Here is a 12832-nt window from a genome sequence, read left to right on the forward strand (position 1 = left end):
CGCTGAATGCCTGAATGAATGGGCGCCGTTGCGCGGAATGATTAAATTATTTTATTAAATAATTAATAACTGATTGCGTCACCCCTCTCTCTGGCGATCATCGACACTTTTACATTCACTCATTCACTCATTCAAAATTAACTTTTAATCTATCAAAATCTCCCCTCTCAAATACAGCCTCGCCTGGCCTCCGATGTGTACCCGGTCGCCGTCGAGTTCGCATTTGAGATATCCTCCGCGTTTTGAGAGTTGTTTGGCTGTTAATACTGTTTTACCGAGCTTTTCGGCCCAGTAAGGGATCAGTGTTGTATGGGCCGAGCCGGTTACAGGATCTTCATCAATGCCCGATTGCGGAGCGAAAAAGCGTGAAACGAAGTCAACATCCTCTCCGGCAGCCGTAACAATAATGCCTCTTGCCGGAATAGTGGAGAGCACGATAATGTCGAAATCGAGATTTTTGACCACATCTTCAGACTCTAAAACAACCATATAATCGGTTTTTCCTTTGTAAACTTCCAGCATAGTCGTATCAACAAGGCTTTCTACCAAAGCGGGAGGTGGCACAGCGATGTGGAACTGATCCACCGGGAAGTTTAATGTTAGCCAATCTTCCTTGCAATCCACGCGAAGCTCGCCGCTCCGTGAATCGAAGCGGATGGATTTGCCTTCGTAATTTTGGATGTTAAAGATTACATAGGCAGCTGCCAATGTAGCGTGTCCGCAAAGATCAACTTCCACGGAAGGCGTGAACCAGCGGATGTGAAATCCATTTTCATTCGGAACGTAGAATGCCGTTTCGGCCAGGTTATTTTCAGCAGCAATGTTGAGCATTGTTTCATCCGGAAGCCATTCATTCAGAGGAACAATCGCAGCAGGATTTCCACAAAAGAGTTTATCAGTAAACGCATCGACCTGGTATATGGATAGTTTCATGTAGTTCTCAAAATGGGGTTAGCACTACCAAGGTATTAAAAATATTCACGATTAGAAGAAGTTGCCTCTGGAAATTTTCAATTATATTATTAGAATCAGATAATAATTTCGACAGCGGTTTATACGTAAACTAGCTCCTTTTATTTTTCATCCGGAGATAAACGCCGTTGGTCCAGCCGAATCCTTCCTGGATCTCATACTCACCTCCGCCGGCAATAAGATTCGTGTCCGAGACATTATATTTTTCAAGCATTTTGCCCGAATGTTTAAATTCCTTATCCACCAGCGTGATCCATTCTGCGCAAAGTTCGTTGGCTGTTCGGTGAAAATTATAGTTACGCAAGCCTTTGTAAGTGATCCACTGCAAAGGTGCCCAGCCATTTGGCGCGTCCCACTGCTGCCCGGTCTTTACCGTAGTTGTTAAAAGACCGCCGGAACGCATAAAATTCAGGCGAATGTAACCTCTTAAATAATGTGACTGCGATTTGGTAGCCAGTTTGAAATAAAGCGGAAATGTGCCTGCCAGTGTCAGGGCTTTGGTAAAAGTCTGCTTTTTGAAATCGTAATCCATGAAATAATTGCGCGACTCATCCCAGAAATAGGTCTGAATGGCAGCGCTTCGCAAGCGGGCTTTTTCCTCATAAATCAAATGCATGCCCGAATTATCATTCAGCAAATAAGCCTCGGCCAGCGTTTTTTCGAGGTGGTGCATCAGGCAGTTCAGGTCAACGGGTAGAATGTCTGTGGTGTGAATGCTTGCAAAATCGTTTTCATCCGCAAACCACCGGCTGCTGAAATCCCATCCCGATTCGGCAGCTGCCCTGATGTGCCTGAAGACGGCATCAGGCTCCGTTTGAAATCGCTCCGCTGCTTCAACACTTAATTCAACATCTTCCCGGTAAGATTCGGGACGAGGTGTGGCCTTATCATCCCAATATCGGTTCAGCAGCACGCCGTCGGGCAGTTTTACAAGCCGTCTGTGTGCTGTGAACGGTTCATGCGCAGGGCCGTCGCTCTGCATCCAATAATCGTATTCCTTTTGGAGCTGGGGCAAATAGCGTTTCAGGATTTTCTTCCCGGCCATGTCACTGTATAGACGGACCATTAGTGAGAAAAACGGCGGTTGGGACCTTGTCAGATAATAGGTTCGGTTGGCGGTAGGGATGTAGCCAAAGCTGTCGATCAGATATGCAAAGTTGTTCACCATGCTTTCGATCAGATCCGTTCTCCCGGATTCTTTCAGGCCGAGCATTGTGAAATAGCTGTCCCAGTAATAGATTTCCCGGAACCGCCCGCCAGGGACAACATAGGGAAATGGCAGCGGGATCAGGGAACCGCCGCGTTCCTGGTTTTCGGGCTGACGGGTCAGAACAGGCCAAAGCCTTTTAATATGCTCCGAAGTGGATAAGCTTTTGTCTGCCTTAAAAGTGGACTTAATGTGCACAGGCATCCGGAAATTTGCACTCACAAATGTTTGCAGGTCGAAATCCGGTTCGCCCTTTTCGTGGTGATATCTTTCAATGATCAGGACGGGATCTTCCAGGGGGATCGCATCGGCGAAGGTTTTGGAATCCTTAAAAATATGACTGTGCTGGATATCACGGAAAAGCGTCCCATACAAGTCATCCGGAGAAACATGTGACTGACCATACGTGAAAGTTGGTGCAATGAATCCGTACAAATTTATTGTGGTTAGAGGACTGTGGTAAATGTAAGTTTGGGCAGCTTCATAGCATTTTCTATGAGTTGAATTTGAATGCCTAAAATGCCTGCCGCAGCGTTATAATCTATTTTTTCGGGATCGTCGGTTGGTTTGTGATAATCATCATGTCCGCCTGTGTGAAAGAAAAGGACCGGGATGTTTTTGGCATAAAAAGATCCATGATCCGAGCCGCCGCTTCCTGCCTTGTCTGTGAAAAACTTGGTTTCATTTTTGACATTCTTGAATATCTCAGGCCATTCTTCACTCGTTCCAAAGCCGCCGATCCCCACGCCGCGGCCAGCATCATAACGACCGATCATATCCATATTGGACATGAAATTGATTTTATCCAATGGCAATGTAGGATTGTTTACAAAATGGCGCGAGCCGAGCAAACCCAGTTCCTCTGCGCCAAATGCAATAAACAGGAAGTTATAAGGCTCTTTTACGTCGTTTTCGGAGAAATATCTGGCAAGTTCCAGCAATCCTGCAACGCCCGAAGCATTATCATCGGCTCCGTTGTGGATCTGTCCTTCGGGTTTTTCAGCCTTTGAACTCCCCTGTTTTCCCAAGCCTAAATGATCAAAATGAGCACCGATTACAATGGTATGCTCAGCCCCGTTATCCAGAAAGCCGATCACATTATTGGTTTCCCGTAAGCTGTCCGGCACCACGACGCGTTTGATTTTCGCTGTAAATGGCTGGTAATAACCGTCTGTTCCTTTTGGTTGAAGTCCGTAATTTCTGAATTGCTTCGCCACGTATTTTGCAGCTTTTTTGTTCTCCTTGCTGCCCGTTCCGCGGCCCTGCATTTTGTCCGACGCAAGCTTGTAAACGTGCCTGGAAATATTATCGGGAGAGGGCAGCTGGGCAAAAGCATTTTGGCAAACAAAACAAAGGAGGACTAAGTATTTTTTCATTGAACAGAGTAGCATTAAAGGGCAAAGATAAACCGCCCTACATCCCCTGCAAAATAGAATTTGCGCTTTTATTTGCATTTTCAGGCATCTGCGCTTAATATTGCAGCATCAAGTCAGTTGCTTCACCTAGTGTGCGATTGATTTATAAAGAAGAGGCGAGAGAATGGGCTCAATGAACCTCTGGCAACCTGCTACCACGATGGAGAAAGGTGCTAATTCCCACCTAAGTTATTAGGAGATATAAACTCAATTCGCGTGAACTTACAGTTAGAAATTTCCGTAAGCCGGATGGCTTTATTCTCGCATCTGCCCTGTGCATTCCACGGAGCAGTCTGTTAAATCTTTGAATTAAAACCTGTGCTCTGGCACTATGCAAGCGGAACAAAAAACATTTAAATATCCTTACGCCTACGCGCTGGAAATGGGTGGTGAACTGCCGGGCTTCGAGCTCTCGTACACCACTTATGGAACGCGAAACGCTGATAACAACAACATTGTCTGGATCTGTCATGCACTAACCGGCAGCTCTAACGCAGCAGAATGGTGGGATGGCCTGGTAGGGGATGACAAGTTTTTTGATCCTGCCAAATATTTCATCGTTTGTGTGAATGTGCTGGGTTCAGCTTATGGCTCAACGGGTCCGCTGAGCATTAATCCGCGTACGCACAAACCGTTTTACAGAACATTCCCGACCATTACAGTCCGCGATGTGGTTGGTGCCATGGATTTGCTGCGGCAGGAAATGGAGATCAGGAAAATCAAGCTTTGTATAGGCGGCTCGCTGGGTGGCCAGCAGGCTTTGGAATGGGCGGTGGAAGTGCCGGACCTTTTTGAGGAATTGATCCTGATTGCTTCCAATGCGCTGCATTCGCCCTGGGGCATTGCTTTCAATGAATCCCAGCGGATGGCGATCGAGGCGGACCCGACGTTTAATGATGGCACGGATGAGGCGGGAAGCATGGGCATGCGCGCTGCGAGGTCCATTGCACTGCTTTCATACAGAAATTACGACACTTATAACTTTACACAGGCGCGTGATAATCCGGATCAGATTGATGACTTCAGGGCATCGTCTTATCAGCAATACCAGGGCGATAAGTTTGTGAAACGGTTTAATGCTTATTCGTACTGGACGCTTTCCAAGATCATGGATTCGCATAATGTGGGCCGTAATCGCGGCGGAATTGTGCATGCATTGGGGTTGGTCAAGGCCAAAACATTGGTGTTGGGCATCAAATCCGACCTGCTTTTCCCATTATCCGAACAGCAATTTGTGGCCCGGCACATTCCGGACGCTGTTTTCCAGGAAATTGATTCCCTATATGGCCACGACGGCTTTTTGATCGAATATAAGCAGTTAACACAAGTAATCAGAGCTTGGCAGGAAACAAATGGCAAGTTGCAAACCGCGAGGATTTAGCATTAGACTTTCCAAGTTTTCAAAACTTGGAAAGTCTGGACTTGTCTCAATCTTACTTCGTGATTTTTAAAAGCAGTTCCGGCTCATTGGTTGTGATGTAATCAATGCCTTTTTCCAGAAACCATTTCATTGATTCTTCATCATTCACTGTCCAGACGTTAGTAGTGAGTTTTTTGTCACGGATAGCGGCAATGTATTCCGGCTTTTTCTTCAATACGCCCTGGTTATAATCAATGCCGTCGAGGCCTGCAGCTTGAATTTCGTCCGGTGTTTTGTCTCCGTTCAGATATTCCACATGTGCTTTTGGAGCCAGTTCTTTTACTTTTTTACAAACGTCAAAGTCAAATGCGATGTAATCCGTAATCTTTTCCACTTTCAATTTCTTCACCATTTCCACACATTTCGTGGCCAATGCCAGCGAACGTTCTTTGCCCATAGAAGAGGTTTTTATTTCAAGGATTAACCGCGTTTTCTTTTGTTTCGCACCCGCTTTCAAGTAAGCTTCCAGAGTTGGCAATGCCGTACCGTCTTCCAATTTGATCTGCGAAAGCTCCTGGGAATTCGTTTTTTCTATGTGCGTTCCTTTAATTGAATGATCATGAAGGACATAAATCACGGAATCGGCCGACATATGCACGTCAAATTCGCTCCCATAGCAGCCCAGCTTGATCGCATGTTCCAATGCGCCGATGGAATTTTCGGTTACGCCCGTATTTTTCCAGGCGCCACGGTGCGCTATGACTTTATTTTTGTTTTGAGACATGCTTTCAAAAGCGGTCAGACTAAGCAAACCAACTGCAATAATGGATAAGAATTTTTTCATTTTTTCGAATTTGGACTTATATAAAAAGAACACATTAACCTGGATTTACCCTGAACCGAAATCCAAAGCAGATTCGAAAATTAAAGCTTGTTTCGCTCAGCGGTGTTAGCTTAATGTTAATTTTCAGGAAGCATTATCTTTCGAAAAGCATCCAGTCAATGTAAAAAAGCAGTTTTTCGTTCTTATCGGGATTTGTGAAAACCAGAAAAATATCGGTCTGTCCGGTGGTGGGTTTGATGTCTGCCCGCAGCTCCTTCCACTCCCTTTTAAGGTCTTTTGATTTCACCCCGGCTATCGCTATCGAACCTAATAATGACCCGTCGACGCTTCCCTGCCGGATTTCCAATATTCCGCCTTCGCCCTCTTCCTGTATCCGAAATTTTATTTTTTTAATGTGGTTCAGATCAATCTTCGTAAAGCTTACAAACTTGCCGTTCCCCGCCGGGACTGAGGTTACGAATCCATTGTTTTTTGTGCCGATAGAGACGCTTACATTGCCTTTTTCAAAATCTTCCAGCTGAACCAATGGGTTTTTCAAAACTACAAAAGCGCTTCCCTTTAATGGTTCAATGCCGTTTGCGCCTTTATCCGTATAATTTGCTGCCAGCACATATGCACCTTCGGTGCCTTGTCCTACGTGTTCTTCGAGGTTAATGTTGCCTTGCGTTGCCAATACGGGTTTTTCGCCGGTTAGGGAGAGAATGTAGCCAGCCAGCTCGCGGGACTGCGCCGTGGTCAGATTAGGATGCGGGGGCATTGGATAGGTTCCCCAATTGCCGCTGCCGCCTTTAATGATTTTGTCGGAAAGCAAATCTGCCGCGCCGTTTTTTGTCGCATAACGTTTTGAAATCTCCTTCAAAGCGGGCCCTATGGACTTGGAATCCATGGTATGGCAGGATTTGCAATCCAGGGAAGCGTAAAATGTCTCGGTTGCCGCATAGCGCAGGTTCCCGTGGCTGGTGCCGGAAAGTGCAGCCGCGAAATCTTTTCCAATAGGCAGATAATCAAAAGCCAGCTTCATATTTTCCTGCTCAGGCGTTTTATCCTCAGCATCTTTCACAATCACTTTGTAATCAAACGGAACATTGTCCCAGTAAAAACTACGATTTGCATTCGTGCTGATCACCACATCCGGCGGAGAATTGCCGACTTTAATTTGCGCAGTCGCCACGCCTGAGCCACCCGCCTGGTCCGACACGGTAAGTGCAACATTGTAAACGCCCGGTTTATCAAATGTATGCTTAACATTCGTTCCTGAGAAGATTCGATCGCCAACTTTCCAGTTGAATGCTAACTTGTCACCATCATCATAATCTTTTGATTGCGAAGCAGATAATGTTACCGTAAGCGGGGCCGCACCAATCGTGTTATCAGCTTGGATATTGGCAATTGGGTTGCGGTTTCCTTCTGAGTATTCCACGCGGATGAGTCCGGCATCCGTGTTTTTTGCAAACCAGTTGGTGCCATAAGCGAGCATATACATGGCGCCATCGTGCGCAATTTGCATATCCATGGGTGCAATAACCTTCAAATGGGGCAAAAATGGCTCCATACTGACGTAATTTCCATCTTTGTCCAATGTCACAGCCATAATCCACTTCCTGATCCATTCATAAATAAACAGCTTCCCGTTGTAATATTCCGGGAGCTTGTATTTTGCATTGGGATAAAGCTCGCTGTAATAAACCGGCCCGGCCATGGCGCTCGCTGCCCCTTTTCCCACCATTGGCCAGCGCTTCGATTCGCCTTTTCCATACCAGATCATAGCAGGCTGAGCAGGGGGAAGTTCTTTAATTCCTGTGTTATTAGGTGAATTATTAATGGGCCGCGAAGGATCTTGTTTAGGGCCTTCTTTCTTTGTTTCAAAATCATATTTGGGAAAAGCCTCATTAGCACCGAGGAAAAAGGGATAACCAAAAAAACCGGGCTTTCTGGCCTGATTGATCTCATCATAGCTGAGAAATCCTTCTTCCGCAGGCACGTTCGTATCCGGCCCAACGTCACCCCAATACACAAATTTTGTCTTCGGGTCCACCGATACACGGAAAGGATTGCGGCAGCCCATCACATATATTTCGGGATAACCCAGGGAGCCGTCTTTCGGAAACAAATTGCCGTCCGGAATCGTATATGTGCCGTCCGGAAGTGGTTTGATCCTCAAAATTTTGCCCCGGTAATCTTTGCTATTCGCTGTGGTTCCCTGATCATCAGATAACTGCCTGCCCGGGCGCTCATCCGTGGGATTATGCCCTTCTATTTCTTCTGCATTGGTATTGTCCCCGGTTGAGAGATATAATAATCCATCAGAAAATGTCAGATAACCTGCTGAATGACAGCAATAAGTGCGTTGTGTGGGCACTTCCAGCAGCACTTTTTTGGAATTGAGATCCAATTTTTGATCCACAAAATCATAGCGTGTAAGCTGACTTACATTTCGTTCACCGGTGAGGCCATAATAGAGATATACCCAATGGTTTTTAGCAAAATCAGGATCCGCGGCAACGCCTAGCAAACCGTCTTCAATTCCACTGTAAACATTAATGTGCGCAATGGTTTTGATCTGCTTTTCTTTGGCATCGTAGAATTTCACGTCGCCTTTGCGCTCCACAATAATGACATCCAGATCGGGTAAAATGGCCATTTGCATGGGCTCGTCCAGGCCTTGTGCAAGCATCATATGGGTGAAGCGCGTGCTGTCAGGCGCATCTGAAATTGCCCTTTTTGCAGGTGGTTTCGCTAAAAATGCAGGCAGAAAAAGGCATGCAATTGCAGCTGAAATAATCAGAAATGGGGTTTTTGAGCGTTTAGAGTTCAGGAGTTTAGAGTTTAGAGTTTGGGAGTTGAAAGTTTGGGAGTTTAGATTTAGAGTTTAAAGTTTTAGGGTAAATGGCCTTTCAATGACTTACTGCATTTAAATGTTTGCGGATTGTTAAAATAACCATCTTGGAAGTTGGGGTGTTGCTTTTGTCGGCCACGCTGTTAATGGGGACAAGGACGTTGGTCTCCGGAAAATAAGTCGCTGTGCAGCCCTCAGGGATCGGGTAGGGGACCACAACAAACTTGTACGCAACCCGCTCAATGCCATCATAATGGTTGTACAGATCCACAACATCACCGCCTTTCAGATTTCTTTTTGCAATGTCGTTTTCGTTCATCAAAATTACGCGCCGCTCGTTGTGAATGCCCCGGTAACGATCATTTAAGCCATAAATGGTGGTGTTAAACTGGTCGTGGCTCCGAATGGTCATCATCATCAGTTCATTGTCTTTCAATTCCGGATTGTGAAGCGCGCCAATGTTGAAATGTGCTTTTTGGGACAAGGTATCAAAATATCCTTCCCGGTTGCAGTTAGGCAAATAAAAACCACCCGGCATGCGGACGCGTTCATTGTAATTTTCAAATCCGGGAATCGTGCGCTCAATGTCGGCGCGGATCACGTCATAATCTTCCGCGTAAATATCCCAGTTAATCTGCGTTTTCCGTCCCAAAACGGCCTTAGCAAGCTTGCAAACGATCACTGGCTCGCTCAGCAGCTGATCCGAAACGGGAGACAAAACGCCTTTGGAAAGCTGAATCACGCCCATCGAATTTTCGCAGGATATGAACCTGTTTTCATCCTTGTGCATGTCCATATCGCTCCTGCCCAGGCAGGGAAGGATTAGCGCCTGCTCACCCGTCACCAAATGGCTGCGATTTAATTTTGTAGAAACGTGCACCGTAAGGCGGCATTTGCTAAGCGCCTCAGCCGTAAATCTCGTATCCGGCGTGGCACTCAAAAAGTTGCCGCCCATCGCAAAAAACACCTTTGCTTTGCCTTCATGCATCGCCTTAATGGACTCAACAACGTCATAACCATGCTTTTTTGGGGTTATGAAATGAAAATTCCGCTCGATGGCATGCAGGAATTTTTCCGAAGGTTTCTCAAAAATCCCCATCGTCCGGTCGCCCTGCACATTGCTGTGGCCGCGTACAGGACAAGTGCCAGCGCCGGGTTTGCCGATGCTGCCTTTCAGCAAAAGCAAATTTACAATTTCTTTGATCGTGTCGACAGCATTCTTGTGCTGCGTCAGGCCCATTGCCCAGCATGCAATAATCTTGCTTTTTCCGGCTAATACGCGCGCAACTTGCTGAACCTGAGTCGTAGAGATCCCGCTCAAACGTGCAAGCTCTTCTGCATTCTGTTCTTTCAAATGGGCGATAAAATCGTTATAACCTTCGGTGTTGTTAGCGATGAAATTGCGGTCAAAGACCATTCCGGGGTTACTTTCTTCCTCTTTAAGTAGTAATATTTCAATGGCTTTCAGTAACGCCAGGTCACCATTGATTTTGACTTGCAGAAAAATGTCGGTCAGTGCTGCATTGGTCCCGAAAATTCCCTGCACCGTTTGGGGATTATTGAAACCCATTAAACCGGTTTCAGGCAGAGGATTGATTGAAATAATCGTCGCGCCATTCGCTTTTGCTTTTTGCAACGCAGTCAGCATCCGCGGGTGATTGGTCCCCGGATTTTGTCCTAAGATCATAATGACCTCGGCTTCATAAAAATCATCCAGTTTCACAGAGCCCTTGCCAATGCCAAGCGATTCACCCAGTGCGACGCCGCTGCTTTCGTGGCACATATTGCTGCAATCGGGCAGGTTATTGGTGCCAAATTCACGAACGAAAAGCTGATATAGAAATGCCGCTTCGTTGCTCGTCCGGCCGGAAGTGTAAAAAATGGCTTCATCCGGCGATTTAAGCCTGTTCAATTCCAATGCTATTTTCTCAAAGGCCGATTTCCAGGAAATCGGTTGATAAAATTGGGCACCTGCCGGCAAAAACATCGGAGCTGCAATCCGTCCTTTTCCACCAATTTCATAATCCGAGAGCTTACCCAGTGATTCAACAGAATTTTGGGCAAAAAACGAGGCGTCCAGTTTTTTTAAGGTTGCTTCTTCCGCAACGGCCCGCGCGCCATTTTCACAATATTCTGCAATGCCCGAGCGCTCATCGTCGGGGTCGGGCCAGGCGCAACTTGGGCAATCGAAACCGCCTTTTTTATTCAAATTAAAAAGTGCTTTCATGCCGCGCTGCACGCCTGCTTCGCTAATCGTTTTCTGAAATGTGGAAACAACCGCCGGAATGCCTGCGGCCACTTTTTTGATCTCCGTTTTGCGAAGTCCGGTCAGCTCGTCGGGATTTTCGGCTCCTGGAATGTTACTCTGGTCATTGGGCATGATTAGCAGGTTTTTGCGGGGTTTTCATAGTTATCCGATTGATCATCAGTAACATTGTCCAGGCATTTGAAATCTTTTTCAATTAATAATTTCAAACTTTCATTATTGCCAAAAGACATATTTCCATCGTGACCAACCACATTGTTATCTGCCCACCCGTCGGTCCAGCTTGCCGGAATGTGCAATAAAATTTTGCCATTCCCGAATTCAGCGGAAAGCCCAGGAACGTCCGTTGATTTTTTTACAGCATAAATAAATCGGGTAGGACCAAATGGCGTCACTTCTTCCATATAACCTTCCGAACTCAACTTTTCAATGTCGGTCCTGCTCAATCTGAAACGCACGGAATTGCGTTGAATGCGTATTTTCATAATGCTGAAATCCGGTCGAAACCTGAGTAAATGTTGAATTTGTCATTTTTTAAAAAGCCAATAAGCGTAATGCTGCTCTCTTCGGCAAGCTTCACGGCCAGACTGGAAGGCGCGCCAATGGCCGCAACGATCTTAATGCCAGCCATTCCTGCTTTTTGAATCAGCTCAAAACTGGCCCGTCCGCTCAAAAGCAGGATCTTGTTGGCGAGTGGAAGCAGATCATTGAGCAACGCGTGGCCGATTAATTTGTCCAAAGCATTGTGCCTGCCCACATCTTCGCGTAATGTGATAAAATTTCCATTCGGGTCAAAAAGTGCTGAGGCATGCAGTCCGCCGGTGCTTTCAAAAATATTTTGCTGCACATTCAGCTTGTCCTTCAATGAAAAAATAACGTGCTTAGTCACAAGCAATGCATTATCCTCGTTTTGATAAACAGAAACCGTCTTGATCGCATCAATGCTCGCTTTCCCGCAAACGCCGCAGCTGGAAGTGGTGTAGAAATTCCTTTCCAGCGAATTAATCTCCGGAACGAAATCATGCGCCAGATTCACGATCACTTTATTTTCGTCTAAAACATCAGTTTCTACCGCCTTAACCTGACTTTTTTCAGTAATGATCCCTTCGGTAAAGAGAAAACCAACCGCCAACTCGTCATCATCACCCGGCGTGCGCATTGTCACGGAAATACTTTTTTTTATTTTTTTGCCGGATTCAGCGAATGCAAGCTGAATTTCCAGCGGCTCTTCAACAGCCAGATCGTCTTCCGCATCTTGACCATCGCTGCTGGTTATCACTCTAATGCGTTGCTGCGCTATCGCACTGATTTCCATATTATTATTTCTCTTCATGAACATTAAGTAAATCCTTAGCCCGATCATAAGCCTCAGGCGTATCCACGCTAAGCATTACATTTTCCGAGCCAGGAATGTATTTACAAGCATTTATTTCCCTTAAGAAATGCTGTAAACTGAATTTTCCGCATTCAAAACGATTCAAAAGCATAGGCGCGGACTCCTTTGCGTACCAGGCCAGTAACGGCTCATATTGCTCATCCGTATTATACAATGCAGCGGCAACCGAACCTTCGGGAATAGACAATAGAAAATCGCGTAAGACTTCCGTAGTGAGAAACGGATAGTCACAGCCTGCGATCAGAAAATCTGCGTCAGGGTAAATTTTGAACGCAGAAAGCAAAGAAGCCATCGGGCCAATGTCTTCATATTCAGGTGAATCTATTATAATTCTATGTGCTCCGGAAATAGTGGATTGCTCCCTATTGCAGGACAAAAACACTTTTTCGCAAAGCGGTGACAAAATGTTTACGACACGATCAGCCTGCGGAATTCCGAAATACTGCAGCTGGCTTTTATCAGAACCCATCCGGGAACTTTTACCTCCGCATACTGCCAAACCATATAATGTCATAACCGTCAAAATAATATCACCT

General features: G+C 45.9%; 10 protein-coding genes and 1 riboswitch. Of the genes, 1 reads left to right on the top strand and 9 read right to left on the bottom strand.

All coding sequences use genetic code 11. The features are described 5' to 3' along the window. Positions 1 to 144: 144 nt before the first annotated feature. The 3 genes from MUK70_RS29625 to MUK70_RS29635 all read right to left on the bottom strand — a co-directional run bounded on the left by MUK70_RS29625 (position 145) and on the right by MUK70_RS29635 (position 3555). Positions 145 to 933 carry a PhzF family protein gene (locus tag MUK70_RS29625; RefSeq protein ID WP_234658016.1) on the bottom strand — a complete coding sequence of 263 codons (789 nt, stop codon included), beginning with the start codon at positions 931 to 933 and terminating at the stop codon, positions 145 to 147. A 130-nt stretch (positions 934 to 1063) separates the two neighbouring features. Then, positions 1064 to 2614 (bottom strand): alpha,alpha-trehalase TreA, encoded by a 1551-nt coding sequence (treA, locus tag MUK70_RS29630; protein WP_234658017.1) that lies wholly within the window; start codon positions 2612 to 2614, stop codon positions 1064 to 1066. An 11-nt stretch (positions 2615 to 2625) separates the two neighbouring features. Further along, entirely contained in the window at positions 2626 to 3555 is a 930-nt protein-coding gene (locus tag MUK70_RS29635; RefSeq protein WP_234658018.1) for a M20/M25/M40 family metallo-hydrolase, read from the bottom strand. Between the two features lie 139 nt (positions 3556 to 3694). Then, positions 3695 to 3802: riboswitch (SAM riboswitch) on the top strand. 123 nt (positions 3803 to 3925) lie between these two features. Here MUK70_RS29635 and MUK70_RS29640 point away from each other — a divergent pair. Then, a complete protein-coding gene (locus MUK70_RS29640) occupies positions 3926 to 4975 on the top strand; it encodes a homoserine O-acetyltransferase family protein (protein WP_234658019.1) in 1050 nt (349 codons plus the stop codon). Positions 4976 to 5027: 52 nt separating this feature from the next. On the opposite strand, the gene MUK70_RS29645 is transcribed toward MUK70_RS29640, so the two are convergent. From MUK70_RS29645 to mobA, 6 genes are all read right to left on the bottom strand, one after another. Continuing rightward, positions 5028 to 5798 (bottom strand): glycerophosphodiester phosphodiesterase, encoded by a 771-nt coding sequence (locus MUK70_RS29645; protein WP_234658020.1) that lies wholly within the window; start codon positions 5796 to 5798, stop codon positions 5028 to 5030. Between the two features lie 133 nt (positions 5799 to 5931). Further along, on the bottom strand, positions 5932 to 8475 hold the full coding sequence (locus MUK70_RS29650) for a PQQ-dependent sugar dehydrogenase (RefSeq protein ID WP_234658021.1): 2544 nt from the start codon (positions 8473 to 8475) through the stop codon (positions 5932 to 5934). Between the two features lie 217 nt (positions 8476 to 8692). Then, a complete protein-coding gene (locus MUK70_RS29655; RefSeq protein WP_234658023.1) occupies positions 8693 to 11014 on the bottom strand; it encodes an FdhF/YdeP family oxidoreductase in 2322 nt (773 codons plus the stop codon). A 2-nt stretch (positions 11015 to 11016) separates the two neighbouring features. Continuing rightward, the gene (locus MUK70_RS29660; RefSeq protein WP_234658024.1) at positions 11017 to 11385 is read right to left on the bottom strand and encodes a DUF7009 family protein; all 369 of its coding nucleotides are present in this window, start codon (positions 11383 to 11385) and stop codon (positions 11017 to 11019) included. Beyond that, positions 11382 to 12233, bottom strand: a complete 852-nt coding sequence (gene fdhD / locus MUK70_RS29665; protein WP_234658025.1) for a formate dehydrogenase accessory sulfurtransferase FdhD — start codon at positions 12231 to 12233, stop codon at positions 11382 to 11384. Before fdhD ends, MUK70_RS29660 begins: the two co-directional genes overlap by 4 nt. Further along, a complete protein-coding gene (gene mobA / locus MUK70_RS29670; protein WP_255716738.1) occupies positions 12220 to 12810 on the bottom strand; it encodes a molybdenum cofactor guanylyltransferase in 591 nt (196 codons plus the stop codon). Before mobA ends, fdhD begins: the two co-directional genes overlap by 14 nt. Positions 12811 to 12832 lie beyond the last annotated feature (22 nt).

The organism is Dyadobacter chenwenxiniae (assembly GCF_022869785.1).
GTDB classification, from domain to species: Bacteria; Bacteroidota; Bacteroidia; order Cytophagales; family Spirosomataceae; genus Dyadobacter; species Dyadobacter chenwenxiniae.

Bases quoted from the DNA above. Each gene is read 5' to 3' on its own strand.
- fdhD (WP_234658025.1), bottom strand. From the start codon at position 12,233: ATGAAGAGAAATAATAATATGGAAATCAGTGCGATAGCGCAGCAACGC.
- MUK70_RS29650 (WP_234658021.1), bottom strand. From the start codon at position 8,475: ATGATGCTTGCACAAGGCCTGGACGAGCCCATGCAAATGGCCATTTTA.
- MUK70_RS29635 (WP_234658018.1), bottom strand. From the start codon at position 3,555: ATGAAAAAATACTTAGTCCTCCTTTGTTTTGTTTGCCAAAATGCTTTT.
- mobA (WP_255716738.1), bottom strand. From the start codon at position 12,810: ATGACATTATATGGTTTGGCAGTATGCGGAGGTAAAAGTTCCCGGATG.
- MUK70_RS29645 (WP_234658020.1), bottom strand. From the start codon at position 5,798: ATGAAAAAATTCTTATCCATTATTGCAGTTGGTTTGCTTAGTCTGACC.
- MUK70_RS29640 (WP_234658019.1), top strand. From the start codon at position 3,926: ATGCAAGCGGAACAAAAAACATTTAAATATCCTTACGCCTACGCGCTG.
- MUK70_RS29655 (WP_234658023.1), bottom strand. From the start codon at position 11,014: ATGCCCAATGACCAGAGTAACATTCCAGGAGCCGAAAATCCCGACGAG.
- MUK70_RS29625 (WP_234658016.1), bottom strand. From the start codon at position 933: ATGAAACTATCCATATACCAGGTCGATGCGTTTACTGATAAACTCTTT.
- MUK70_RS29660 (WP_234658024.1), bottom strand. From the start codon at position 11,385: ATGAAAATACGCATTCAACGCAATTCCGTGCGTTTCAGATTGAGCAGG.